Origin of the sequence: Actinomadura luzonensis (assembly GCF_022664455.2) — a bacterium.
GTDB classification, from domain to species: domain Bacteria; phylum Actinomycetota; class Actinomycetes; order Streptosporangiales; family Streptosporangiaceae; genus Nonomuraea; species Nonomuraea luzonensis.
Map to the genome: position 1 here is coordinate 2,714,898 of NZ_JAKRKC020000001.1, position 23,541 is coordinate 2,738,438.

22 protein-coding genes are annotated in these 23,541 nt (G+C 72.1%); 16 read left to right on the top strand and 6 right to left on the bottom strand.

Annotated features, from left to right (window positions below):
- Positions 1–44: 44 nt before the first annotated feature.
- Positions 45–884, bottom strand: a complete 840-nt coding sequence (locus MF672_RS13120; protein WP_242378583.1) for an AfsR/SARP family transcriptional regulator — start codon at positions 882–884, stop codon at positions 45–47.
- Between the two features lie 383 nt (positions 885–1,267).
- Here MF672_RS13120 and MF672_RS13125 point away from each other — a divergent pair, with 383 nt between their 5' ends.
- Genes MF672_RS13125 through MF672_RS13165 form a run of 9 tightly spaced genes read left to right on the top strand, consistent with a single transcriptional unit; the run spans position 1,268 to position 11,503 of the window.
- On the top strand, positions 1,268–3,232 hold the full coding sequence (locus tag MF672_RS13125; protein WP_242378582.1) for an Agd3-related carbohydrate deacetylase: 1,965 nt from the start codon (positions 1,268–1,270) through the stop codon (positions 3,230–3,232).
- Positions 3,229–4,638 carry a GT4 family glycosyltransferase PelF gene (gene pelF, locus MF672_RS13130; protein ID WP_242378581.1) on the top strand — a complete coding sequence of 470 codons (1,410 nt, stop codon included), beginning with the start codon at positions 3,229–3,231 and terminating at the stop codon, positions 4,636–4,638. Before MF672_RS13125 ends, pelF begins: the two co-directional genes overlap by 4 nt.
- The gene (locus tag MF672_RS13135; protein ID WP_242378580.1) at positions 4,635–6,038 is read left to right on the top strand and encodes a hypothetical protein; all 1,404 of its coding nucleotides are present in this window, start codon (positions 4,635–4,637) and stop codon (positions 6,036–6,038) included. Before pelF ends, MF672_RS13135 begins: the two co-directional genes overlap by 4 nt.
- Positions 6,039–6,064: 26 nt before the next feature.
- Positions 6,065–6,793, top strand: a complete 729-nt coding sequence (locus MF672_RS13140; protein WP_242378579.1) for a sugar phosphate nucleotidyltransferase — start codon at positions 6,065–6,067, stop codon at positions 6,791–6,793.
- On the top strand, positions 6,790–7,674 hold the full coding sequence (locus tag MF672_RS13145) for an NAD-dependent epimerase/dehydratase family protein (protein ID WP_242378577.1): 885 nt from the start codon (positions 6,790–6,792) through the stop codon (positions 7,672–7,674). Before MF672_RS13140 ends, MF672_RS13145 begins: the two co-directional genes overlap by 4 nt.
- 11 nt (positions 7,675–7,685) lie before the next feature.
- Positions 7,686–8,561, top strand: coding sequence for a glycoside hydrolase family 191 protein (locus tag MF672_RS13150; RefSeq protein ID WP_242378575.1), 876 nt, complete (start codon positions 7,686–7,688; stop codon positions 8,559–8,561).
- Position 8,562: 1 nt separating this feature from the next.
- Positions 8,563–9,864 carry a nucleotide sugar dehydrogenase gene (locus tag MF672_RS13155; protein ID WP_242378573.1) on the top strand — a complete coding sequence of 434 codons (1,302 nt, stop codon included), beginning with the start codon at positions 8,563–8,565 and terminating at the stop codon, positions 9,862–9,864.
- The gene (locus tag MF672_RS13160; protein WP_242378563.1) at positions 9,861–10,814 is read left to right on the top strand and encodes an NAD-dependent epimerase/dehydratase family protein; all 954 of its coding nucleotides are present in this window, start codon (positions 9,861–9,863) and stop codon (positions 10,812–10,814) included. Before MF672_RS13155 ends, MF672_RS13160 begins: the two co-directional genes overlap by 4 nt.
- A complete protein-coding gene (locus MF672_RS13165; RefSeq protein ID WP_242378561.1) occupies positions 10,811–11,503 on the top strand; it encodes a putative glycoside hydrolase in 693 nt (230 codons plus the stop codon). Before MF672_RS13160 ends, MF672_RS13165 begins: the two co-directional genes overlap by 4 nt.
- 60 nt (positions 11,504–11,563) lie before the next feature.
- On the opposite strand, the gene MF672_RS13170 is transcribed toward MF672_RS13165, so the two are convergent.
- The 4 genes from MF672_RS13170 to MF672_RS13180 form a co-directional block, all read right to left on the bottom strand.
- Positions 11,564–12,610: a 2-oxoacid:ferredoxin oxidoreductase subunit beta gene (locus MF672_RS13170; RefSeq protein ID WP_242378559.1), complete on the bottom strand. Its 1,047-nt coding sequence runs from the start codon at positions 12,608–12,610 to the stop codon at positions 11,564–11,566.
- On the bottom strand, positions 12,603–14,447 hold the full coding sequence (locus MF672_RS13175; RefSeq protein WP_242378557.1) for a 2-oxoacid:acceptor oxidoreductase subunit alpha: 1,845 nt from the start codon (positions 14,445–14,447) through the stop codon (positions 12,603–12,605). The genes MF672_RS13170 and MF672_RS13175 overlap by 8 nt, the downstream gene beginning before the upstream one ends.
- A 124-nt stretch (positions 14,448–14,571) precedes the next feature.
- On the bottom strand, positions 14,572–14,664 hold the full coding sequence (locus MF672_RS52090; protein ID WP_407654723.1) for a putative leader peptide: 93 nt from the start codon (positions 14,662–14,664) through the stop codon (positions 14,572–14,574).
- Positions 14,665–14,697: 33 nt separating this feature from the next.
- Positions 14,698–16,185: a polysaccharide deacetylase family protein gene (locus MF672_RS13180; protein WP_242378555.1), complete on the bottom strand. Its 1,488-nt coding sequence runs from the start codon at positions 16,183–16,185 to the stop codon at positions 14,698–14,700.
- Positions 16,186–16,304: 119 nt separating this feature from the next.
- Between MF672_RS13180 and MF672_RS13185 the strand changes: the two genes are divergently transcribed.
- The 7 genes from MF672_RS13185 to MF672_RS13215 all read left to right on the top strand — a co-directional run bounded on the left by MF672_RS13185 (position 16,305) and on the right by MF672_RS13215 (position 21,124).
- Positions 16,305–16,676 (top strand): NADH-quinone oxidoreductase subunit A, encoded by a 372-nt coding sequence (locus tag MF672_RS13185; protein ID WP_242378552.1) that lies wholly within the window; start codon positions 16,305–16,307, stop codon positions 16,674–16,676.
- Positions 16,677–16,714: 38 nt separating this feature from the next.
- The gene (locus MF672_RS13190) at positions 16,715–17,245 is read left to right on the top strand and encodes an NADH-quinone oxidoreductase subunit B (RefSeq protein ID WP_328517123.1); all 531 of its coding nucleotides are present in this window, start codon (positions 16,715–16,717) and stop codon (positions 17,243–17,245) included.
- On the top strand, positions 17,242–17,820 hold the full coding sequence (locus tag MF672_RS13195; RefSeq protein WP_242378550.1) for an NADH-quinone oxidoreductase subunit C: 579 nt from the start codon (positions 17,242–17,244) through the stop codon (positions 17,818–17,820). Before MF672_RS13190 ends, MF672_RS13195 begins: the two co-directional genes overlap by 4 nt.
- 22 nt (positions 17,821–17,842) lie before the next feature.
- Positions 17,843–18,787: an NADH-quinone oxidoreductase subunit NuoH gene (nuoH, locus tag MF672_RS13200; RefSeq protein WP_242378548.1), complete on the top strand. Its 945-nt coding sequence runs from the start codon at positions 17,843–17,845 to the stop codon at positions 18,785–18,787.
- Between the two features lie 95 nt (positions 18,788–18,882).
- Positions 18,883–19,374 carry a hypothetical protein gene (locus MF672_RS13205; RefSeq protein ID WP_247815234.1) on the top strand — a complete coding sequence of 164 codons (492 nt, stop codon included), beginning with the start codon at positions 18,883–18,885 and terminating at the stop codon, positions 19,372–19,374.
- Positions 19,375–19,673: 299 nt separating this feature from the next.
- Complete coding sequence (locus MF672_RS13210; RefSeq protein ID WP_242378544.1) at positions 19,674–20,174, top strand: SigE family RNA polymerase sigma factor; 501 nt, start codon at positions 19,674–19,676, stop codon at positions 20,172–20,174.
- Positions 20,171–21,124, top strand: coding sequence for a hypothetical protein (locus MF672_RS13215; RefSeq protein ID WP_242378541.1), 954 nt, complete (start codon positions 20,171–20,173; stop codon positions 21,122–21,124). Before MF672_RS13210 ends, MF672_RS13215 begins: the two co-directional genes overlap by 4 nt.
- A 1,008-nt stretch (positions 21,125–22,132) precedes the next feature.
- Here the strand turns inward: MF672_RS13215 and MF672_RS13220 are convergent.
- A complete protein-coding gene (locus tag MF672_RS13220; protein WP_242378539.1) occupies positions 22,133–23,419 on the bottom strand; it encodes a serine/threonine-protein kinase in 1,287 nt (428 codons plus the stop codon).
- Positions 23,420–23,541: the final 122 nt, after the last annotated feature.

Sequence of the window (23,541 nt, forward strand, 5' to 3'; positions counted from 1 at the left end):
GCAGCAGGCGCGGCGCGGTGTCTCCCCCAGGGATTGGATCGGTCCTAATGCGGACGCCGGGCGCACAGCGGGCAGCCGCGCGCGTGCCGGGGGTCGGCGCGGCGGTGCACGGGCCGGCCGCGCACCGCCGCCGCCCGCCCGGCGGCCAGGGACGAGTCGCTGCTGAGGATGGCCACGTGCAGCTTCTGCAGGTCGGGGCCGGGCTCCAGGCCGAGGTCGGCGGTGAGGATGCGCCGGCCGGCCTGGTAGACGTCCAGGGCCTCGGCCTGCCGGCCGCTGCGGTAGAGCGCGAGCATGAGCTGGGCGCGGAAGTTCTCGCGCAGCGGGTGCTCGCGCACCAGCGCGGACAGCTCGCCGACCAGGGCGGCGTGCCGGCCGAGCCGCAGGTCGGCCTCCACACGGTCGCCGAGCGCCGCGAGGCGCTGCTCCTCCAGCCTGGTGGCCTGGCGGTGCAGCAGCGGGATGTCGTCCAGCCCTGACAGCGCCGGCCCCCGCCACAGTTCCAGGCCCTCCCGCAGCAGGTCGCTGGCCTGCGCGTCGTTGCCGGCCGAGATCGCCTGGCGGCCGCTGCGGGCGAGCCGCTCGAACGTCCGGGCGTCGACGTCCTCGGCGGGCACCCGGAGCTGGTAGCCGGTCGACTGGTGGGCGATGGCGACGTCGTCGCCCAGGGTGCGTCTGAGCCGGTGGAGCTGCAGCCGCAGCCGCTGGTGGCCGGCGTCGCCGGCCTCGGCGCCCCACAGGGCGTCGATCAGGGCGTCGCTGTGCGCGACGGCGCCGTCATGGCAGAGCAGGAGGGCGAGGAGGCTGCGCTGCTTGACCGAGCGCAGGGGTAAGGGTAACCCCCGGTCGGTCACCTCCAGGGCGCCCAGGATACGGAACTGCATACGTCCCCCCGCTGCACGGTCCGATCGGTTTTCTCGCTGACCGGTTGAGGATATGCCGCGCGAATGCGGCGGAAAACGCTCGTGAGGAAACTGTGCTGAAACGTAAGTGAAATCGGTCATGCGCACACTCGGGGCTGGCCGATGGTGCCTGCGTCGGCCTAGTGAGCATTCGTGCCTTCAGCGCCGAATGGGGGGATATGGTGGGTTCTTTTCGGCATTTCCGTGTTACCGCGTTAAGGACGTCGCGCCGCGCGTTGGCCCTGGCCAGCGCCACTGTCGTGGTTTTCGGTCCGGGTGCCTACGGCGCTTCCGCGACCGCAACAAAGCCCGACGGCGGACACGCGCACGCCGCTCCTTTGCGTGCGCCTATCGCGCGTCCAGAAGTGGACAAACTAGGCCCGCTGCCGAAGAAGAAAGGCACGTTACCGATCATCGGCTCGACCACCACCGCGCAGACCACCGCAGCACTGGCCGCCGCCGCCAGTGACCGCGTGGGGCTGCGGGTGCTCGTCGTCGCCGTGGACCAGGACGACTGGGGCATCGCCACCTGGCGCGCCACCCTCGACCGGGTCGGCGCCCAGTACGACGTCCTGCTCAGCAAGACCCAGCCGCTCACCGCCGCCGACCTCGTGCAGGCCGACGGCACCGGCAAGTACAACGCCGTGCTGCTGACCAACAACTCGCTGCTCTACGACGACGGCACCGGCTACGTCAGCGGCCTCGACGCCACGGAATGGAACGTTCTCTGGGCCTACGAGCGCGACTACGGCGTCCGCCAGGTCTCGCTCTACACCGCCTACGGCACCTGGCCCGAGGACTACTGCCTGCGCGCCGGCAGCGAGGGCGGCGTCGGCGACACCCCGATCGACACCGCGCTCACCACGACCGGCGCCGGCGTCTTCGACTACCTCAAGAGCGGCGCCGACGTGCCGGTCTCGCTCTCCTACGTCTACCGCTCCACGCTGGCCGCCGGCTGCACCGCCGACGCCGTGCTCACCAGCGGCTCCGACGTGCTCGGTGTCCGCAGCACGTCCTCCGACGGCCGCGAGCGCATGGCGCTGACCTTCACCAGCAACCAGTACCTGCCGCAGGCCGACCTGCTCACCTACGGCCTGTTCCGCTGGGCCACCCGGGGCCTGTTCCTCGGCGAGCAGCGCCACTACCTCAACGCCGACGTCGACGACTGGTTCAACTCCACCGACCACCTGTACGCCGACGGCCACCTGGAGACCGACCCCGGCTACCGGATGAGCAGGTCGGACGCGGTGAGCACGTACAACCAGCAGAACGGCTTCCGCGCCGCGAACCCGCTGGCCGGCGGCTTCAAGCTGAACATCGCCTACAACGGCGAGGGCGCCGACCCCAACGCCCTGCCGAGCTGCCTGCTCACGCTGCCCGGCCAGGACGGCCTGACCAGCTACTCGCGCTGCCGGGCGGCCTCGTTCACCTGGATCAACCACACGTTCTCGCACCCGAAGATGAACTTCACGGACTACCCGACGAGCTACGCCGAGATCCACGACAACCTCACCAGGGCGGCCGCGCTCGGCCTCAGCGTGGACCCGACCGTGCTCAAGACCGGCGAGTACTCCGGCCTCGGCGTCTACAACCCCGACCCGACCAACGACATCGACCCGCCCACCGACTACGGCCTGGCCGCCTCCAACCCCAACCTGTTGCAGGCCGCCAAGGACCTGGGCGTGAAGTACCTGCACGGCAACATGTCCTTCGCCAGCCACCGGCCGTCCTGCTTCAACTGCGGCATCCGCCACCCGCTGGAGCCGTCGCTGACGGTCGTGCCCGACTGGCCGACGAACATCGCCTACCACACCACCACGCCGGCCGAGGAGACGCTGTTCTACAACTCCTACTACGGCCCGAACGGCAAGTTCCCCTACTGGCCCGCCGACCAGACCTACCCGCAGGTGCTCGGCCACGAGAGCGACGTGGCGATGCAGCACGTGATGTCCGGGTCGGTCTACACGCACACCTTCCACCAGGGCAACCTGCGCAACTACGGCTCCAACCACAGCCTGGTCTTCGACTGGCTGAACGCGGTCATGGCCAAGTACAACGCGTACTACAACGTGCCGCTGCTCACGCCGAACTGGGGCACGCTCGCCCAGTACGTCGACCACCGCACCGACCACTTCGCCGGCCTGTCCTCGGTCAGCGCGGTCTACGACCGGGCGGCGGGCACCGTCACCTTCACCGCGAGTGCCGGCGCCATGGTCTTCGCCACCGACGTGACCGCCCCCGGCGCCGCCGCCTACGGCACCGACAAGGTCGCCCTGCTCAGCCTGACCGCCGGCACCCCCGTCACGGTCCCCGCGAGCGTGCGGCCGTGAAGGTGACGCTGGTGTCCGAGGGCACCTACCCGTTCGCCATGGGCGGGGTCAGCGTCTGGATGGACCAGCTCATCCGGGGCATGCCGGACTGCCGCTGGGACGTCGTGACGATGACGGTGGACGGCGAGGAGCGGCCGGTCTGGGACCTGCCGCCCAACCTGGACCGGGTGATCCCCATGCCGCTGTGGGGCCGCGTGCCCCGGCGCCCCTCGCGGGCGCCGGGGGTCGGCTTCGGCGAGGCCTACGGCCGCTTCCTGGAGATGGTGCTGACGCCCGCCGTCATGGGCGACGGCAGCGCGGAGTTCCTCGCCGTCCTGGAGGCGCTGCACGGCTACGCCCACGACGGCGGCGACCTGGTCGGCGCGCTCACCGCCAACGAGTCGCTGACCCAGCTCATGGACGCCTGGTACTGGAACAGGACCGACGGGCTCACCCTCGCCGACGCCGTCACGGCCGGCCACCTCATGGGCCACATGCTGCGCCCGCTCGCCGAGCCGCCGCCGCGCACCGACCTCGTGCACGTGGCCATGAACGGCCTCAGCATGCTGACCGCGATGACCGCCAAGTGGCGGCACGGCACCCCGGCCGTGCTCTCCGAACACGGCGTCTACCTGCGCGAGCGCTACCTGCAGTACGTGGACGAGCCGGTCTCGCACGCCGTGCGGGTGCTGCTGCTCAGCTTCTTCCGCCGCCTGGCGGGCGCCGCGTACGTGGCCGCCGACCGCATCGCGCCGCACTCGTCGTACAACCGGCGCTGGCAGATCCGCAACGGCGCCGACCCGGACCGCATCCGGATCATGTACAACGGCGTCGACCCGGACGACTTCCCCCTGGCCGAGAGCGACCCCGACGAGCCGACGCTGGTCTTCATGGGCCGCATCGACCCGCTGAAGGACCTGCACACGCTGCTGCGCGCGTTCGCGATCGTGCGCGACAAGGTGCCCGGGGCGCGGCTGCGGGTCTTCGGCGGCGTGCCGGCCGGCAACGAGCCGTACCACGCGAGCTGCGTGGAGCTCGCCGACGAGCTGGGGCTGGAGGACGCGGCGTGCTTCGAGGGCCGCGTCTCGACGCCGGCGGACGCCTACCACGCCGGCCACGTCGTGGCCCTGACCAGCATCTCCGAGGGCTTCCCCTACACCGTGGTGGAGGCCATGGCGTGCGGCCGTCCCGTCGTCGTCACCAACGTCGGCGGGGTGGCCGAGGCGGTGGGCGAGGCCGGGCTGGTGGTGCCGCCGCGCGACCACGTGGCCGCCGCCGAGGCGATGGTGCGGCTGCTGCGCGACGCCGGGCTGCGCCACCGGCTCGGCGGGCTCGCCCGCGAGCGCGTGCTGGAACGTTTCACGCTCCAGCAGTCGCTCGACGACTACCGCTCGGTCTACGAGGAGCTGCTGGGGGTCTCGGCATGACCGCGGTGGAGCCGTCACCCTCGCGCTCCATGGACGACCTCATCGAGCCGATGGGGACGGGGATCTTCCGCGCCGTCGAGCCGTTGCAGGTCGCCGCGATGCTGGAGTCCCAGGGGCTCAGCGACAAGATCGCCCGCGAGCGGTACGGCCACGACGACGTGTTCTCCCTGGCCGAGGCCGCGTACTCGCACATCAAGACCATGGAACGGCCCTCCCCGCCGGCGGGCGCGCCGCTCCGGCGGGCCAGGCCGCTCGCGCAGATGGCGCACGGCCTGCTCTACGGCCTGCCCGCCGCCCTGCTGCCGGCCGCCTCCGGCCTGGTCGGCACGCAGTTCCTCATGCCCGGCCTGGTGCTGACCACGGGGCTCGGCTGGGTGGTGGGCAGCGCGGCGGCGCAGCTCGCGTACACGCTGGTGGGGCGGGGCCACCCGCGCTCGGCGGGCCGGGTGCTGCGGACCGGGCTGGTGCTCGGCGTGCTCGGCGCCATGACGATGGCCGGCGCGCTCGCCCTGGCCAGGAACGCGCCCGTCGCGCTGGTCGCGCTCTGCGTCACGCAGATGGCCTTCCAGATCGCCTCCGGCCTGCTGCTGTTCTACCGGCGCGAGGGCTGGCTCGGCGTGATCATGCTGCCCGCGGTCGTGGCCGGCCTCGCCTACGTCGCCATCGGCGACCGGTGGGTGGGCCTGCTCGCGGTCTGCGTCGGCGTGGTGTGCGTGGCCGGCGTCGTCGGGGCCGCGCTGCTGCTCACGCTCGCGCAGGGCGAGGACGCCCCGGCCGAGCCCCCGCTGCGCCGCCTGGCCCGCGGGCACCTGCGCGGCCTGCTGCCCTCGTTCGTCTACGCCGCGCTGACCGCGCTCTTCCTGCTCCAGGCCGAGGCCCGCTACGTGCTCGACCGCACCGACATCGCGGTGGCCGGCGCCGGGCTCGTGCTCGGCATGGGCATCCTGGAGTACCGGGCCCACCGTTTCGACGACGAGGCCAGGGCCGCCGTCCGGGACGTCTGCTACCCCGCCGACTTCACCCGCCGCGGCCGGTGGCTGCTGGCCAAGGGCACGCTGGCCTGTCTCGCCGCGCTGTCCCTGCTGTCGGCGCTGCCGCTGGTCTTCCTGCACGTCACCGGCACCCTCACCGACGCGGGCCTGGCCATGGCCGGCGCGCACGTCACCGTCGGAGGCGCCTACTTCGTGGCGTTCCTGCTCGCCAACCAGGGCAAGGTCGTGCACCTGTGCCTGGCCCAGGCGGCGGCGCTCGCCGTCCATCCCGCCGGGCGCCTCCTCCTGCCCGGCGGCGGCTCGGCGACGGCCGACGTGCTGCTCTTCGCCGCCGCCGCGCTGCTGTTCCTGCTCATCCTGCTGGCCCTCATGGGCCACGGGCTGCGGGACGTCAGACAGTACTGCTGAACGAGATCCGACCGGAGGCAACCCCCATGCACGTCGTCATCCTCGCAGGCGGCAAAGGAGTGCGCCTGCGCCCGTACACCTCGGCGCTGCCCAAGCCCCTGGTGCCCATAGGCGAGGAGTACGCGATCCTCGACATCATCCTGCAGCAGCTCACCACGCAGGGCTTCACCCGGGCCACGCTCGCGGTCGGGCACCTCAGCCCGCTCATCCGCGCGTTCGTCGGCGACGGCTCCCGCTGGGGCCTGGAGGTGGACTACACCGAGGAGGTCGCGCCGCTGTCCACGATCGGGCCGCTCTTCCCCATCAGGGACCGGCTGCCCGAGCACTTCCTGGTCATGAACGGCGACGTCCTGACCACGCTCAACTACGCCGACCTGCTGGCCAGGCACGTCGGCACCGGCGCGCCGCTGACCGTCGCGACCAGCCCCCGCGTGGTGAAGATCGACTTCGGCGTGCTGGAGGCGAGCGGCGGCCAGATCGTCGGCTTCAAGGAGAAGCCGCTGCTCAGCTACCTGGTCAGCATGGGCGTCTACGCCCTGTCCCGCGACACCATCGCCCGCTACCCGGACGGCATGCCGTTCGGCTTCGACGAGCTGGTCCTCGACCTGCTGGCGCAGGGCAACCGGCCGGGCATCTACGAGTTCGAGGGCTACTGGCTCGACATCGGCCGCCCCGACGACTACGACGAGGCCAACGCCCGCTTCGACGAGTTCCGGCCGCTGCTGCTGCCCGCGGCGCGGGAAAGGGTGCGATGAGCACGGTCGTGGTGTTCGGGGCCACCGGGTTCCTCGGCCGGCCGGTCGCGGAGCTGCTGGAGGGGGACGCGCGGGTGACGCGGCTGGTCCGGCCGCGCCGGGCCGAGCTGGACCTGCTGACCGCCGCGCCCGCCGACGTGGCCGACCTGCTCGCCGCGGCCCGCCCGGCCGCGGTGCTCAACTGCGTCGGCCGGCTGTCCGGCGGCTACGACGAGCTGCTGCGCGGCAACGCCGGGGTGGCCGCCGTGCTGCTGGAGGCCGTGGCGCTCGCCGTGCCCCGCGCCCGCCTGGTCCGCCTCGGCTCGGCCGCCGAGTACGGCCCCGCCCTGCCCGGCGCCCGCCAGCGGGAGGACGGCCCGGCCCGGCCGACGGGCGCGTACGGCATCAGCCACCTCGCCGGCACCCTGCTGGTCGAGCGGGCCCGCGAGGTGGACGCCATGTCCCTGCGCGTCTTCAACCCCGTCGGCCCCGGCGTCTCCGCCGGCAACGTGCTCGGCCGGGTCCTGGAGCTGATCGGGGCCGCGACCGGCGACGTCGAGGTGGGCCCGCTGGGCGCGGTCCGCGACTTCGTGGACGTGCGCGACGTCGCCCGCGCGGTGGTCCGCGCCGCCTTCGCCGCCGAGCCCGCCGAGCGGGTGGTCAACGTCGGCAGCGGCCGGGCCGTGCTGGTCAGGGAGGCGGTCGCGCTGCTCGCCGAGGCGACCGGCTTCACCGGCGAGATCCGCGAGAGCGCCCCGGCCCCGGGCCGCTCCGACGCCGACTGGAGCCAGGCCGACACCGGGCGGGCCGAGCGCGTGCTGGGCTGGCGGGCGACCGTCCCGCTGACCGAGTCGATCAAAGCGATGTCGATCAAGGCGATGTCGACCCGGGCGACGGCGTGAGGGGGCTGCTGATGGCCGCTCTCCTCGCCACGCTGACCGGCTGCGCCCCCCGCGTGCCGCTGAACGAGGTGCGCACCTTCACCTACGTCCTCCAGAACTACCGCCACGGGCGGCTGGACGACGTGGCGAAGGCGCCGCACCAGCTCGCCGTCGTCGACCTGTCGCGCGACGGCACGGCCAAGGGCTACTTCACGCCGGCCGAGATCGCCCGCGTCCGGGCCACCGGCAAGATCGTCCTGGCCTACTTCGAGATCGGCTCGATCGAGAGCTTCCGCACCGAGGCCCGCACGCTGCCCGCCGGGCTGCGGCTCAACCTCTGGCCGGACTGGCCCGAGGAGCACTTCGTGCGCTACTGGGACCCGCGCTGGTGGGACCTGGCGGTCCGGCCGCGGGTGGACCAGGCGCTGCGGGCCGGGTTCGACGGGGTCTACCTCGACACGCCGCTCGCGTACGAGGAGATCGACCTCAGGCGGGTGCCCGGCGAGAGCCGGGCGAGCCTCGCCGCCCGCATGACCGGCCTGATCGTGCGGATCAGCCGCTACGCCAAGGCCGCCAGGCCCGGCTTCCTGATCGTCCCGCAGAACTCGCCCGAGCTGCGGCTCCAGCCCGGCTACGTTCAGGCGATCGACGGCGTCGGCATGGAGGAGCTGTTCTTCCAGGCCACCGGCCGGCCCTGCGTGCAGGACTGGTGCCGGGAGAACCTGGCGCACGCCCTCGCGCTGCGCCGGCTCGGCAAGGCCGTGCTCGCCACCGACTACGCCACCCGTCCCGCCGACGTCGCCGCCGCCTGCGCGAGCTACCGCCGCCACGGCCTCGCGGGCAACGTCACCGTGGTCGACCTCGACCGCGTCAGCCCGCCCTGCACCGCCACCAGACAAGGAGCATGAGATGCCGAAGACCGTCGGCGTGATCGGCATGGGGTACGTGGGCCTCACGCTGACCGCCGCCCTGGCCCGCAAGGGGTACGTCGTCCACGGCGTGGACGTCAGCCCGCGCGTGGTCGAGGCGCTGTCCAACGGGCGCGTCCACGTCTACGAGCCCGGCGTCCAGGAGGCGTTCGCCGAGCACCTGGGGAGCGCCGTCACCGTCTCCGACCGGCTGCCCGAGCAGCCGCTCGACGCCGCGATCCTGTCCGTCTCCACGCCCGTGGACCTGACGACCGGCGTCCCCGACCTGAGCCACCTGGCCGCCGCCGCCGAGCACGTCGCCGAGACCTGCGCGCCCGGCACGCTGGTCGTGGTGCGGAGCACCGTGCCGATCGGCACCAGCCGCGCCGTCGTGCTGCCGACGCTCGCCGCCCGCTGGGGCGAGCACGTGCGGCTGGTCATGGCGCCCGAGCGCACCATCCAGGGCCAGGCGCTGCGCGAGCTGGTCGAGCTGCCGCAGGTGATCGGCGGCCTGGACGAGGAGAGCCTGCGCGCGGGCGTCGAGCTGTTCGCGGGCCTGGCCGAGCAGATCGTGCCGGTCAGCGGGCTGGAGACGGCCGAGATGGTCAAGCTGTCCAACAACTGCCACACCGACCTGATCTACGCCTTCGGCAACGAGCTGGCGCTCATCGCCGAGCAGCACGGCCTGGACCCGCTGGAGGTCATCCGGGCCACCAACCTCGACTATCCGCGTCCCGACCTGGCCAAGCCGGGGTACGTGGGCGGCGGCTGCCTGTCGAAGGACCCGTACCTGATGATCGCCAGCACGTCGCGGCCGCCGTACCTGGTGGACCGGGCGCGGGCGCTCAACGAGCGGCTGCCGGGGCACGTCGCCGAGCGCGTGGTCGAGCTGGTCCGCCAGGCGGCCGGGCGCACGGAGGGGGTGCGGCTGTCGGTGCTGGGCTGGGCCTACAAGGGCTGGCCGGCCACCGACGACATGCGCGGCACCCCCGTCGCCGACATGATGCCGGTCTTCCGGGCCGCGGGCCTGACCGTGCTCGGCCACGACCCGCTCGTCGCCGACGACGTCATCCGCGCCTACGGCGGGGAGCCCGTCAGCCTCGACAAGGCGTTCGCCGACGCCGACGCGCTGCTCGTGGTCAACGACCATCCCGACTACCGGGGACTGGAGGTCGAGTCCCTGCTCGCCGGCTCCGGGGTGCGGGTGCTGTTCGACTCCTGGCGCATCCTGGACGAGGCCGCGGTGCTGCGGCACGGCGTCCGCTACGCCGGCATCGGCTACCTGGCGGGGGAGCGGGCATGAGGGCGCTGCTGCTGGGCGGGGCCGGGTTCATCGGGCTGCACCTGGCCCGCCGGCTGCTCGCCGACGGGCACGAGGTCACCGTCGTGGACGACTTCTCGCGCGGCCGGCGCGACGACGCGCTCGCCGGGCTGGCCGTCGAGGTGCGCTCGGCCGACCTCACCGACCCGGCCGCCTACGCCGGGCTCGAACCGCGGTGGGACCAAGTGTTCATGCTGGCCGCGGTGGTCGGGGTGCGCAACGTCGAGTCCGACCCGGCCCGGGTGATCCGGGTCAACACGCTGGCCCTGATGCACCTGCTGGACTGGATGGGGCCGGGGCGCGGGCGGCTGTTCTTCGCCTCCACCAGCGAGGCGTACGCGGGGGCGGTCAGCACCGGCCTGGCCGCGGTGCCCACCGCCGAGGACGTGCCCCTGGTCATCGAGGACGTCGGGTCGCCGCGGCACACGTACGCGATAAGCAAGCTGCTCGGCGAGGCGGCGGTGCTGCACACCGCGCGGGCCAAGGGGTTCGAGGCGGTCGTCGGCCGCTTCCACAACGTCTACGGCCCGCGCATGGGCGCCGACCACGTCATCCCGGAGCTGTCGCTGCGGGCCGCCCGCCGCGAGGACCCCTTCACCCTCTACGGCGCCGACCAGAGCCGCGCCTTCTGCCACGTGGACGACGCCGTCGAGGCGGTGGTCCGGCTCATGGCCGAGCCGCGCGCCGCGGGCCGGATCGTGCACATCGGCAACGACGCCGAGACCGGCGTCGCCGACCTGGCCAAGCTCGTGCTGCGGATCGCGGGCCACAGCCCGGAGATCCGGCACGTGCCCGCGCCGCCGGGCTCGGTCGCGCGCCGCTGCCCCGACCTCGCGCTGCTGCGCGAGCTGACCGGGTACGAGCCGCGCGTCGCCCTGGAGGAGGGCGTGCGGCGCACGTACGCCTGGTATCGGGAGTCGTGGACGGAATGACGCAGCCCATCGCGTTCTACTACGGGGCGGGCGAGCTGGAGCGGCTGTCCGGCTTCGACAAGGTCGTGCTCCAGGCCGACTTCTACGGCCCGGAGGAGCTGGAGCTGCTGCGCGGGCGCGGCGTGCAGACGCTCGGCTACCTGTCGCTGACGGAGGACGTGGGACCGCCCGCCCCCTGGCACCGCGCCGAGCGCAACCCCGACTGGGGCGGCGCGTTCGTCCACACCGGCGACCCGCGCTGGGTCGCGCACGTGGTGGAGCAGGCGCGCGCGGCCATCGGCAAGGGCTTTCGCGGCCTGTTCCTCGACACGCTCAACATCGAGCAGACCTACCCCGAGGACCTGCCGCACCTGCTGTACCTGATCGCCGCCGTGCGCGAGGAGACGCAGCCGGAGTACCTGCTGGCCAACCGGGGGTTCGGGCTGCTGCCGCAGCTCGCCGACCTGGTGGACGGCGTGCTGTTCGAGTCGTTCTCGGCCCGCTGGGTGGACGCCGGGAGCTACGCGCCCTGGCCGGAGGACGTGCTGGAGGTGCACGCCACGGTGGCCGAGCGGCTGCTCGGCCTCGACGTGGACCTCTACGCCCTCGACTACGCCGACAACGACGAGCTGTGCGACTTCGCGCGCCGGCGGGCGCGCGAGTTCGGCATGCTCTGCTTCGTCAGCGACCGGGTCCTGTCGCGGATCTGACGCGCCGCCGGCGCGTCAGATCCGCCGGCCGGTGTGCCGGCCAATGTGCCGGTAGGGCGCTCAGTTGATGCGCCAGGTGTCGCCGCCCATGAGCAGCTCGCCGAGGTCGCCCGCGCCCTGCCGCTGCGCGGCGGCGTCGAGCTGGTCGCTCATCAGCGACTCGTACGACGGCCGGTCCACGCTGCGGAAGATGCCGATCGGCACGTGCTCGAAGGCCGGCTCGTCCAGCCTGGACAGCGCGAAGGCCACCGAGGGGTCGGGGTCGTGCGCGTCGTGCACGAGGATCTGCTCCTCGCCCACGCTCGCGCGCGGCACGACCTCGATGCCGCCCCTGGCGCCGCGCACGACCGCCTTGGACGCGCTCGCGATCGGCTGCCCGTGCTCCAGCCGGATCGTGATGTCGTCGCGGACCTCGGGGTCCTTGAGCGGCTGGAAGGCGTCGTCGTTGAAGATGTTGCAGTTCTGGTAGATCTCCACCAGCGACGTGCCGCGGTGCGCGGCGGCCTCGCGCAGCACCGACTGCAGGTGCTTGCGGTCGGAGTCGATGGTGCGGGCCACGAACGACGCCTCGGCGCCGATGGCCAGCGACATCGGGTTGAACGGCTTGTCCAGCGAGCCCATCGGGGTCGACTTGGTGATCTTGCCGACCTCGGAGGTGGGGGAGTACTGGCCCTTGGTCAGCCCGTAGATCCTGTTGTTGAACAGCAGGATGTTGAGGTTGACGTTGCGCCGCAGCGCGTGGATCAGGTGGTTGCCGCCGATCGACAGCGCGTCGCCGTCACCGGTGATCACCCACACGCTGAGGTCGGGCCGGCTCGCGGCCAGGCCCGTGGCGATCGCCGGCGCGCGGCCGTGGATCGAGTGGAAGCCGTAGGTGTTGAGGTAGTACGGGAACCGCGACGAGCAGCCGATGCCCGACACGAACACGATGTTCTCGCGCCGCAGCCCCAGCTCCGGCAGGAAGCTCTGCACCGCGGCGAGGATCGCGTAGTCGCCGCAGCCGGGGCACCAGCGCACCTCCTGGTCGGACTTGAAGTCCTTCAGGGTCTGCTTGGCGTCGGTCTTCGGGACGAGCGACAGGCCCCTCCCGTTCACCAGCTCACTCACTGTCGATCACGTCCTGGATGACTCCGGCCAGCTCCTCGGCCTTGAACGGGAGCCCGCGCACACGGTTGTAGCTGATCACGTCGACGAGGTAGCGGGCGCGCAGCAGCAGCGCGAGCTGGCCCAGGTTGATCTCGGGCAGCAGCACCTTGTCGTAGCGCCTGAGCACCTCGCCGGTGTTGGCCGGCAGGGGGTTGAGGTGGCGCAGGTGGGCCTGGGCGACCTTGCCGCCCTCCCGCCTGATGCGCCGCACGGCCGCGGCGATGGGCCCGTACGTCGAGCCCCATCCGAGCACGAGCACCCGCGCGTCGCCGTCGGGGTCGTCCACCGCGAGGTCGGGCACGTCGATCCCGGCGATCTTGGCGGCCCGGGTGCGGACCATCAGGTCGTGGTTGTCCGGGTCGTAGGAGATGTTGCCGGTGCCGTCGGCCTTCTCGATGCCGCCGATCCGGTGCTCCAGGCCCGGGGTGCCGGGGATGGCCCAGGGGCGGGCCAGCGTCTCGGTGTCGCGCTTGAACGGCAGGAACGCGCCGTCCTCGCCGTTGGGCTCGGTGGTGAACGTCTGCGAGATGTCGGGCAGGTCGGCGACCTCGGGCAGCCGCCACGGCTCGGAGCCGTTGGCGAGGTAGCCGTCGGACAGCAGCATGACCGGCGTGCGGTACTTCACGGCGATCCTGGCCGCCTCGACGGCCGCGTCGAAGCAGTCGCTCGGCGACATCGGCGCCACGATCGGCACCGGCGACTCGCCGTTGCGGCCGAACATGGCCATCAGCAGGTCGGTCTGCTCGGTCTTGGTCGGCATGCCGGTGCTCGGGCCGGCGCGCTGCACGTCCACGATGATCAGCGGCAGCTCGGTGGTGACCGCCAGGCCGACGGTCTCGGCCTTCAGCGCCACGCCGGGGCCGGAGGTGGTGGTGACGCCGAGCGCCCCGCCGAACGCGGCCCCCAGCGCCGCGCCGACGCCCGCGATCTCGTCCTCCGCCTGGAACGTGCGAATGCCGAAGCGCTTGTGCTTGCTCAGCTCGTGCAGGATGTCGCTGGCGGGGGTGATCGGGTACGAGCCGAGGAACAGCGGCAGCTTGGCCTGCACGCTCGCGGCGATCAGGCCGTAGGCGAGGGCCTGGTTGCCGGAGATGTTGCGGTAGACGCCGGGCGCGAGCCGGGCCGGCTTGACCTCGTAGGAGACCGAGAACGACTCGGTGGTCTCGCCGTAGTTCCAGCCCGCCTGGAAGGCGGCGATGTTGGCCTTGGCGATCTCGGGCTTCTTGGCGAACTTCGTCTCAAGGAAGCGGATCGTGTGCTCGGTCGGCCGGTGGTAGAGCCAGCTCAGCAGGCCGAGGGCGAACATGTTCTTCGACCGCTCGGCGTCCTTCTTCGAGATGTCGAAGCCTTCGAGGGCCTTGACGGTGAGCGAGGTCAGCGGGACCGCGTGCACCCGCCACTCGCTGAGCGTGTCGTCCTCCAGCGGGCTGGTGGCGTAGCCGACCTTCTGGAGGTTGCGCTTGGTGAACTCGTCGGTGTTCGCGATGATGTCGCCGCCGCGGGGCAGGTCGCCGAGGTTGGCCTTGAGCGCCGCGGGGTTCATGGCCACGAGCACGTTCGGCGCGTCGCCGGGCGTGAGGATGTCGTGGTCGGCGAAGTGGAGCTGGAAGCTCGACACGCCGGGCAGGGTGCCCTGCGGGGCGCGGATCTCGGCCGGGAAGTTGGGCAGGGTCGACAGGTCGTTGCCGAACTCCGCCGTGCCCGCGGTGAAACGGTCGCCGGTGAGCTGCATGCCGTCGCCGGAGTCGCCGGCGAACCTGATGATCACGCGGTCGAGTTGCTGGACCTGCTTTGTCACAGCGGCTCAGTCCTCCTCGACGCGCCAAGGCGCGGTTGCATTGGGCGCGTTCTCTGTTTCCATGCTAGATCCTCGAAAGGTCACGCGTTTGCGAGCCGCCAAATGCGGGTAAACGCGGTCGGAGTCAGGGTGAGGTCGGAGAACTACGACGACACAGCCCCGACGCGAGCCTGCAGAGGTCTACATGCAGGCGGGCGAACAGGACGGTTCGGGTCACGAGCGCCAACTATACGTCCCCCCAACACGTGCGCTACGTCAGGGGCTGCTTACGGGACGGCTCGCTCCCTGACCTGTACAAGCGTCCGGCCTGCATGCCGGCAGGTCCGTACAACTCAGGAACGGTGACGAAGCTGTAACCCTTCCCGCGCAACCTTTTGAGGATGTCCGGAACCGCGGCCACGGATTCCCGGTGGATGTCGTGCAACAGGATGATCGCACCCGGGTGCGCGCCGCGGACACCCCTATCGGCGATGTCAGGGGTCGCGCCGCCCTGCTGGTCCATGGCGTCCACGTCCCAGGTCACCAGCGCGTACCCCTTCTCGCGCGCGACGTTGCGAAGGCCCTTGCTGACCGCCCCGTACGGCGGCCGGACCAGCGTCGGCGCCTGGCCGATGGCGGTGGCGACCGCGCTCCTGGTGCGCTCCAGCGAGTCGGCGATCTTGGGATTGCCCTGTTTGGACAGGTCCGTATGCGACCAGCTGTGGTTGCCGACGAGATGGCCCTCGTCGCTCATGCGGCGCAGCAGGCCCGGCTGGGCGGCCGCGTTGCCGCCGACGACGAAGAAGGTGGCCCGGACCTGCTCGCGTTTCAGCAGGTCGAGCAGCTCGGCGGTGTAGGGGCCCGGGCCGTCGTCGAAGGTCAGCGCCACGCACTTGGCGACGGCGCAGTCCACGGTGCCGGCCCGGCTGCTGGTGGCCTCGGGGCTGCGCGGCGGCACGGCGAACGGGCTCGCGGCCGGGCCGCCCCGCCGTCCGGCGGGCCCCTTCGCGGCCGCCTGCTGCGCCCGCCGGCCGAACGCCGACAGCAGCGGCGTCGCCCGCTTCGCGGGCACGGCCACGGCGACCCGGCCGAGCTGGCACGGCGCGAGCTGGCAGTCGTCGAACTCGACGACCAGGTCGCCCTCCCGGTTGAAGGCCATCGAGTCGAACTGGTCGCCGCCGCCCGTGACCTCGCTCCGCTCGACCTGCGCGCCGCGGCCCGCGAACTGCTCCTTGACCAGCTCGGCCAGCCGGCGCAGCGCGTCGCCGCCGGCGACCAGCCCGGTGGAGCCGGTGGTCCTGCCGGTGCTGGGGTCGTACCAGAGCGTGCGGGTGGCGTTCTCCCAGCTCGCCCGCAGGTACTCGCCGCTCCGCAGGCGCACCGCGATCGCCTGGGGGGAGGCGGCGGCGAGCTGCCAGTCCACGTTCAGCTCGGGGCGCGGGTCGGCGGGCTCGCCGCCCGCCCGCGCGCGGAAGTCGCCGAGCTCGCGCTGCGCCTGCTCGCGCAGCGCCCGGCCGAGCGCGGGCGCGCCGGACAGCTCCGGGTAGGTGATGTGCACGTAACGCGACCCCCGGGTGGCGTGGCCCTCCGTGATCGTCTCGGTGGTCAGGCCGGGAACGGTCGCCGGGTCGACGAAGTCGATCAGCGTCGGCTCTGCCGGGACCAGGACGTCCCGCTCGGGGGAGGCCGCGGCCAGGCCGCATCCTCCGGTCGAGAGGGCCAGCAGAGCGATTCCGGAGAAGAATCGCGTTTTGTGCATGCTTAGAGGCTATTGGGGCGATCTTACTGATTGTTGCGTTTTGCCCCGTTTTGAAGGGATGGGGTGGGAGGCTTTGACGGATCCTGGGTTTACCGCGCCGGCCGGGCTACGATCACGTCATGGACGGCTACTTCGGGTCGTACGCGCTGGTCGCCGCGCTGTTCGCGATCGGCGTCGCCATCGTCGCCGGCGCCCTCATGGCCAACCGGCTGCTCCGCCCGACCCGCCCCACGCCCGACAAGCTGACCACGTACGAGTGCGGGGTCGACCCCGTCGGCGAGGGCTGGGCGCAGTCGCAGGTCCGCTACTACGTCTTCACCTACCTCTACGTCGTCTTCGCCGTCGACGCGGTCTTCCTCTTCCCCTGGGCCACCGTCTTCGACGCGCCCGGCTTCGGCGTGGCGACGCTCGTCGAGATGTTCGTCTTCCTCGGCTTCATCGCGCTCGGCATCGTCTACGCCTGGCGCAAACGCGTGCTCACCTGGACCTGACGCTTGCGGAGCCGGTGATCCGCGCGAGAATGGACGGCATGGCAGCGACGGATCTCCCGATGCCCACCGTGGGCCCGGTCTCGCGGCTGGCGCCCAAGCCGATGCGCTTCGTGCTCAACTGGGGCCGCCGCTACTCCCTGTGGGTGTTCAACTTCGGGCTCGCCTGCTGCGCGATCGAGTTCATCGCCACGTCGATGAGCCGGCACGACTTCATCCGGTTCGGGGTCATCCCGTTCGCCAACGGCCCGCGTCAGGCCGACCTCATGATCGTCTCGGGCACGGTCACCGACAAGATGGCGCCGGCCGTCAAGCGGCTCTACGAGCAGATGCCCGACCCCAAGTACGTCATCTCGTTCGGCGCCTGCTCCAACACCGGGGGGCCGTACTGGGACTCCTACTGCGTGACGAACGGGGTGGACCAGATCATCCCGGTCGACGTCTACGTGCCCGGCTGCCCGCCCCGCCCCGAGGCCCTGCTGTACGGCATCACCAAGCTCCAGGAGAAGATCGCCGAGGAACGGCTCAGCGACCGGTACGTGTGGTCCCGGCCGCACGGGGACACCACATGACCGCCCCCGACCCCTCCGCGGCGGCCTCCCGGCTCGCCGGCGCGCTCCACGACCGCTTCGGCGAGCGCGCCCGCGTCTCGGAGTCCTACGGCGACCTCACCGTCGACGCCGGGCCCGACCTCTGGATCGACCTCCTGACCTTCGCCCGCGACGACCTCGGCCACGCCTTCTTCGACTGGCTGACCGGCGTCGACGAGCCCCCCGACACCTTCCAGGTCGTCGCGCACGTCTACAACCCCGACACCCGCGAACGCCTGCTGCTGCGCACCGCCGTCCCCCGCGCCGACCCCCGCCTGCCGTCCGCGGTCGCCGTCTACCGCGGCGCGAACTGGCACGAGCGCGAGACGCACGAGATGTTCGGCGTCGTCTTCGACGGCCACCCCCACCTCGTGCCCCTGCTGCTGCCCGACGGCTTCGAGGGCCACCCGCTGCGCAAGGACTTCGTCCTGGCCGCCCGCGTCGCCAAGGCCTGGCCCGGCGCGAAGGAGCCGGGCGAGTCCGGGCACGGCGCCCCGAGCCGCCGCAAGACCCTGCCGCCCGGCGTCCCCGCCGACTGGGGCACACCGCCCACCTGACCCTGCTGCTGGGAGCCGCCCGATGCTGCTGCACGTGGTGCTGAGCTTCGCCGTCATCCTCGTCGTGTTCCTGGTGCTGCCCCTGATCGTGGGGCAGACCGAGCACAAGGTCATGGCCCACATGCAGTCGCGCCTCGGCCCCATGTACGCCGGCCGCTTCCACGGCTGGGCGCAGCTCATCGCCGACGGCGTGAAGTTCGCCCAGAAGGAGGACGTCATCCCGGCCGCGGCCGACCGCCGCGTCTTCATGATCGCCCCCGGCGTGGCGCTCGTCCCGTACCTGGTGGTGCTCATCGCCATCCCCTTCGACCGCGACTTCGTGGCCGTCGACCTCGACCTCGGCCTGTTCTTCGTGCTGGCCGTCATGGGCGTGGGCGTGCTGGGCGCGATCATGGCGGGCTGGGCGTCGGCCAACAAGTACTCGGTGCTCGGCGGCATGCGGGCGGCGGCCCAGCTCATGTCGTACGAGCTGCCGCTCGTCCTCGCGGCCTCCTCGGTCGCGATGGCCGCCGGGACGTTGTCCATCCCCGGGATCGTCGAGGCGTGGCAGTGGTGGTGGCTGCCGTGGCAGGCGGTCGGGGGCGTGGTGTTCTTCCTCGCCGGCCTGGCCGAGCTGCGGCGGCCGCCGTTCGACATGCCGATCGCCGAGTCCGAGATCATCATGGGCCCGATGACCGAGTACACCGGCATGCGCTTCGCGCTGTTCATGCTGTCGGAGTACGTCGGGATCGTCGTGCTGTCCTTCCTGACGACCGTCCTGTTCCTCGGCGGCTGGCACGGGCCGCTGCTGCCCGGCTGGTTGTGGACGCTGGTGAAGGTGTTCGCGCTGGCGTTCGTGGTCATCTGGCTGCGGGTGACGTACCCGCGGCTGCGTGAGGACCAGCTCCAGAAGCTGGCCTGGGCCGTCCTCGTGCCCCTGGCCCTCGGCCAGCTCGCCCTGACCGGCGTGGTGAAGGTGCTGCTGTGAGACTCCCCCCCGCCGGCCGTTCGTCCCTCACCCCGAACGCCCGGCCCCCGCCCCGCCACCCCAAGGCGGGGTATTGCGAACGGGAGGTACGGCACGTGCGCGAACTCGCCCCGGTCTCCGGCGCCACACCGGGAGTCAGACGCCCGCTCGCCACGATGACCGCCGGCGCGGGCGCCCTCACGGTCACCGACCACGCCACCGACCACGCCACCGACCACGCCACCGACCACGCCACCGACCACGCCACCGACCACGCCACCGACCACGCCACCGACCACGCCACCGACCACGCCACCGACCACGCCACCGACCACGCCACCGACCACGCCACCGACCACGCCACCACCACGCCACCGACCACGCCACCGACCACGCCACCGACCACGCCACCGACCACGCCACCGACCACGCCACCGACCACGCCACCGACCACGCCACCGGCCGGACCGCCCAGGTCCCGCCCGCCGCCCTCCGCTCCTACCGCTACAAGCGCCCCGGCTCCGCCGAGCCGCACGGCGTGGCCGCGCTGGACGCCGACGGCCTCGTCCTGCTCGACCTCCCGGGCGGTCGACGCGTCCCCGACCTGAAGGACCTCGCCGAGCAGGCCGGCATCCCGGTCACCGAGAGCCGCCACCAGAGCGCGGGCGCGGTCGGCGCGAGCCGGGCCGCCTGCCGACCTCGACCGCTTCGCCCGGCGCGACGACCTGACGCTCGCCGTCCACACGATCACCCGCGACGAGCACGTCACCCTCGCCATCAGCCACCCCCTGACCCCGAACCCCGACCCTCCGTGTCCCTCCCTGTCCTCTTCCTGCCCTCTCCCTGTCAACCGGACGCGCCTCCCAGGCGGTAGTCATCCCTGGAGACGACGAGACGGAGACGACAGATGGACGACGGGTTCGCCGAGTACGTGGCACACCGCCACCTGCGGCTGTGCCGAATGGCGTACCTCCTCACCAGGGACTGGGACGCGGCCGAGGACCTGGTGCAGACCGCCCTCGCCAAGGCATGGGTGGCCTGGCGGCGGATCGAGGGCAACCCCGATCCGTACGTCTACCGCATCATCGTGAACACCCACGCCTCGTGGTGGCGGCGGCTGTGGCGGGGCGAGGTGCCGGTCGAGACCATGCCCGACCCGGCCGACCCGCGTGACCAGGCCGCCGCCGTGGACGACAGGACGGCGCTGTGGACCGCCATTGGCGCCCTGTCGCCGCGCCAGCGGGCGGTGATCGTCCTGCACTACTTCGAGGAACGGACGCTCACCCAGGTCGCCGGCATCCTCGGCTGCTCCTTGGGCGCGGTCAAGAGCCAGCTGAACAGGGCGCTCACCCGTCTCCGGGTCGACCCCGACATCCGCACCATGAACCTGGAGGAGCTGCAGCGATGAGGCACTCGGAGAACGACCTGCGCACGCTCTTGGAGCAGCACGCCCACGACCGGACGGGCCGCGAGCCCACCCTGCACCTGGACGCCATCGTCCGCCGGGGCCGCCGCGCCCGCCGCACCCGCCGCGCCCTGACCACGGCGGCCGCCCTGACCACCGCCGCCACCGCGACCACCGCCGCCGTCCTGCTGACCCCTCCCCTCGGACCGGACCGGACCGTGATCGCCCAGCAACCGGCCGCGCCCCACACCGGGACGACGCAGCAACCCGGCGTGCCACGTACCGAGCTCCTGCCGCCGGCCGCGCCACGTACCGAGCTCCCGCCGCCGGCCGCGTCACCTGTCAGCACGAGCCGGCAGCCGGACTCGGCGCAGCTCCAGACCTCCCCGAAGCCGCCCGCGAGCTTCCTGGTGCGGCTGGGGTCCAAGGAGATCCCCCTGTCCCTGATCCACTCCGAGAGCTTCACCACGACGGGCGCCGCCCGCACGGTGAAGTTCACCCCGACCAGCGTCTACACCGGCCACAAGGTGGTCTGCGCCGACCCCCGTGCCTGGGTCGTCGTCCAGATGCCCCTCAAGGGCGGCGAGAAGGGCGGCGCCTCCGGCCGATGCGGCGACGGCCTGACCGGCCACCACGACCGGCTCTCCGTACCTTCGGGCTGGCTCAAGCGCCCGCAGACGTTCCAGGTCTGGGTCTTCCCCGCGGACGCCCCCATCGTCGAGGTCGCCGACGAGCTCGGCCGCTGCCGCCGCTACACCGACAAGGCGGTCTGCGACGAGCAAGCGGCACAGGCGGCACTCTCCTTCCCGGACGTCCTCGACCGCCTCTCCACCAGAACCGGCACCCAACCGGGCAACTGGGCCATAGGCGTCTACGACCGCCCAACCCCTGCACCCCCGACCACCTCTCCTACGAAAGCCCGCAAAACCGCCAGCACACCCCCAACCCCGTAATCACCCACAACCGAGCCACACACCTGACCCACCCGGTCGGGTGACCCACCCCGGCCCACCTCGTCCGGGTCCGGTGTCCCCGTCCGGGTCCGGTGTCCTCGTCCGGGTCCGGTGTCCTCGTCCGGGTCCGGTGTCCCCGTCCGGTCCACCCGGCCGCGCGGTCCGCTTGACCCGCTCGCCTGTTTGGTCGGCATGGTCCGCTCGGCCGCTTGGCCGGTTCGCTCACTCCACCGGTCCGTGGTCCGCACGATCCGCTTAGCCGCTTGGCCGGTCCGCTTGGTCCGCTTGGCCGGTTCGCTCACCCCACCGGTCCGTCTGGCCCGCGCGGTCCGTCTGGCCCGCGCGGTCCGTCTGGTCCGCGCGGTCCGTCTGGTCGGCCTGTCCGCATGGTCAGCCTGGTCCGCTTGGCCGGTTCGTCTGGTCCGCTCGGTCGGTTTGCTCACTCCACCGGTCCGTGGTCCGCACGATCCGCTCAGCCGCTTGGCCGGTCCGCCTGGTCCGCTCGACCGATTCGCTCACTCCACCGGTCCCGGTCCGCATGGACCGCCTGGTCCGTTCGGTGCGCCTCGGTTCGCCGTTCCATCGTCCGCTCGCCAAGCGCGCTACACAGGTCCGTCCGTCCAGTGCACTCGCTCGTCCGGGTGCACTCACCGGTCCTGCACAGTCACCTGTCCGGCACGTCTGCCAATCCGACTCGACATACCCGTCCTACGGGCCCGCTTACCCGGGCCCGCCCGTCCCCAGACCCGCTTGCCCGAGCCCCATCGTCCACCAGATCCGCTTGCCTGGGCCCACCTGCCTACCAGGCCCGCTTGCCTGGGCCCACCTGCCTGGGCGCGCTTGCCTGGGCCTGCTTGCCTGGGCCCGCTGGCCCGGGCGGCCCGCTGGCCGGGCGCGCCCGGCCACCCGACCCGTCCATTTGCCGGGTGTGGCCCGTGTGGCCGTCAGCCTGAGCGCGCCGCCGACAGCCCGCTCTCGGCCTCTCCGCCCGAAGGTGGACGGTGAGCTTCAGTGGATGATCGCCAGCATCACGTCCGAAGCCGCCGGCCGTTCCTGCGGCCGCTTGTTGAGGCAGGACCCCACAACCCCCCGCAACCCAGGCGGCAACGGCGACAGGTCCGGGTGGAACGTGAGCACCCGGTTGAACACCGCCGGCACGGTGTCCTCCCCGAACGCCGGCCGCCCCGTGGCCGCGAACATCATCGTCACCGCCCAGCTGAACACGTCCGAAGCAGGCCCCACCTGCTCGCCGGTGAGCTGCTCCGGCGACATGTAAGGCGGCGTCCCCACCATCTTCCCCGCCGTCAGTGTCACCTGGTCCAGCCCCCGGGCGATGCCGAAGTCGATCACGCGCGGCCCGTCCGGGCCGATGAGCACGTTGCTCGGCTTGAAGTCCCTGTGGACAACTCCGGCCTTGTGGATGGCCGCCAATGCACCGGCTGTGGATAACGCGAGTCGCGTGAGCCCGTCCTCATCCCGCGGCCCGTGCTTCTTCACCAGCTGCTCCAGCGAGGGCCCGTCGACGAACTCGCTGACAATGTACGGGAACTGCCCGCTGATGTTGACGTCCAGCACCCGGGCTGTGGAAAACGTGGCCACCCGCCGCGCCGCCTCGACCTCCCGCGCGAACCGCGCCCGCGCCGTCTCGTCCACGAGGTCGTGCAGCACCTTGACGGCCACCCGCGCCCCGTTGGGCGCCGCCGCCAGATACACAGCCCCTTGCCCGCCGCGCCCGAGCGACCTCACGACCCGATAGTGCCCGATCCACTCCGGCTCGCCGGGCCGCCGCTGGTAGGTGGGCTCGGTGGTGCGCTGGTGCACGCTCTCCCGGGGCCCGTGCCGCTGGTCGCCCATGAGGTGCGGCCCCGGCCGCCGTTCCCCCGTCGAGGGGACGCGCGTGTGACCGCCCATCGGAGGCATGTGCCCCTGGGGACGTACACGCTGGTGTGGATGGACGGGAGCCCGCAGCCGCGCCTTGACCATGATCGGCACCAGCACCGCCGAGTGCACGACACCCCCGAACCAGGCCACGACGAGCCCCAGCGACACCAGGAACTGGAGCGGCTGCGGAATGTCCTCGATGTTGTCGTACGCGACCGCGCCGATCACGAAGGACCCGATGCAGACGAGGTAGACCGAGGCGGCGACGGCCTGGAAGGCACTACGCAGCCAGTACGCGGCGAACCCGATGCTGAACGGGGTCGCCAGCCCGCACGTGAACAGGGGCAAGCAGGCCCACGCGACGGCGGCCGCCCACGCCCCGCCACTGGGACGGACCGCTTGGCTGTGCTGCATGGCGGGAAGACTATCGTCCCGTCGTGGTTCATACCGGGCATGTGCTCAGCTTGTGGATAACCACCCCTCATCCTGTGGATGGCTGTGGAAAACCTGGGGACAACGCCCCTGCACATTCACGT

What these genes read in the sequence shown, in the direction of transcription:
- MF672_RS13160 (WP_242378563.1), top strand. Translation starts at nt 9,861, where the DNA reads ATGAGGGCGCTGCTGCTGGGCGGGGCCGGGTTCATCGGGCTGCACCTG.
- MF672_RS13120 (WP_242378583.1), bottom strand. Translation starts at nt 884, where the DNA reads ATGCAGTTCCGTATCCTGGGCGCCCTGGAGGTGACCGACCGGGGGTTA.
- MF672_RS13155 (WP_242378573.1), top strand. Translation starts at nt 8,563, where the DNA reads ATGCCGAAGACCGTCGGCGTGATCGGCATGGGGTACGTGGGCCTCACG.
- MF672_RS13220 (WP_242378539.1), bottom strand. Translation starts at nt 23,419, where the DNA reads ATGCAGCACAGCCAAGCGGTCCGTCCCAGTGGCGGGGCGTGGGCGGCC.
- MF672_RS13190 (WP_328517123.1), top strand. Translation starts at nt 16,715, where the DNA reads ATGGCAGCGACGGATCTCCCGATGCCCACCGTGGGCCCGGTCTCGCGG.
- MF672_RS13145 (WP_242378577.1), top strand. Translation starts at nt 6,790, where the DNA reads ATGAGCACGGTCGTGGTGTTCGGGGCCACCGGGTTCCTCGGCCGGCCG.
- MF672_RS13165 (WP_242378561.1), top strand. Translation starts at nt 10,811, where the DNA reads ATGACGCAGCCCATCGCGTTCTACTACGGGGCGGGCGAGCTGGAGCGG.
- MF672_RS13195 (WP_242378550.1), top strand. Translation starts at nt 17,242, where the DNA reads ATGACCGCCCCCGACCCCTCCGCGGCGGCCTCCCGGCTCGCCGGCGCG.
- MF672_RS13210 (WP_242378544.1), top strand. Translation starts at nt 19,674, where the DNA reads ATGGACGACGGGTTCGCCGAGTACGTGGCACACCGCCACCTGCGGCTG.
- MF672_RS13140 (WP_242378579.1), top strand. Translation starts at nt 6,065, where the DNA reads ATGCACGTCGTCATCCTCGCAGGCGGCAAAGGAGTGCGCCTGCGCCCG.
- MF672_RS13135 (WP_242378580.1), top strand. Translation starts at nt 4,635, where the DNA reads ATGACCGCGGTGGAGCCGTCACCCTCGCGCTCCATGGACGACCTCATC.
- MF672_RS13150 (WP_242378575.1), top strand. Translation starts at nt 7,686, where the DNA reads ATGGCCGCTCTCCTCGCCACGCTGACCGGCTGCGCCCCCCGCGTGCCG.
- MF672_RS13180 (WP_242378555.1), bottom strand. Translation starts at nt 16,185, where the DNA reads ATGCACAAAACGCGATTCTTCTCCGGAATCGCTCTGCTGGCCCTCTCG.
- nuoH (WP_242378548.1), top strand. Translation starts at nt 17,843, where the DNA reads ATGCTGCTGCACGTGGTGCTGAGCTTCGCCGTCATCCTCGTCGTGTTC.
- MF672_RS13215 (WP_242378541.1), top strand. Translation starts at nt 20,171, where the DNA reads ATGAGGCACTCGGAGAACGACCTGCGCACGCTCTTGGAGCAGCACGCC.
- MF672_RS13185 (WP_242378552.1), top strand. Translation starts at nt 16,305, where the DNA reads ATGGACGGCTACTTCGGGTCGTACGCGCTGGTCGCCGCGCTGTTCGCG.